This window comes from Pedobacter sp. 05L430 (assembly GCF_056397585.1).
In genome coordinates this window covers 1-386 of the sequence record NZ_JBFTNT010000655.1, presented here as the reverse complement: position 1 = coordinate 386, position 386 = coordinate 1, and the positions used below count along the sequence as shown (strand labels likewise).

General features: G+C 36.0%; 1 protein-coding gene. It reads left to right on the top strand.

What is annotated here, in order from left to right:
• Nucleotides 1-30: 30 nt before the first annotated feature.
• On the top strand, nt 31-386 hold a 356-nt coding region (locus AC1DG9_RS27825; RefSeq protein WP_477635806.1), incomplete at its 3' end, for a LytR/AlgR family response regulator transcription factor.

Below are 386 nucleotides of genomic sequence, written 5' to 3'. Positions count from 1 at the left end.
GATCAGGCTAATACTGCTGATCTGATATTTATGGATATACAATTATCGGATGGTAATTGCTTTGAACTTTTTGAAAGGAGGGATGTTCAAATCCCTATTATTTTTACAACGGCGTACGACAGTTTTGCATTGCAGGCATTTAAGGTTTATAGTGTTGATTATTTGATGAAACCAATTGATGTAAAAGACCTTAAGCGGGCAATGGAGAAGTATGAATATTTTAAGCTTCCGGCTAATTCCGGGGTTAACATTTCTAAAATTGCAGAAGAGTTTTCCAAGCGGGAGAATACACGTTTTATAGGTAAAATTAACAATCAGCTTATTTATGTGAAAGCTAAGGATATTGCCCATATTTACTTTGCTGATGGGTTAACCTGGGCCACTAC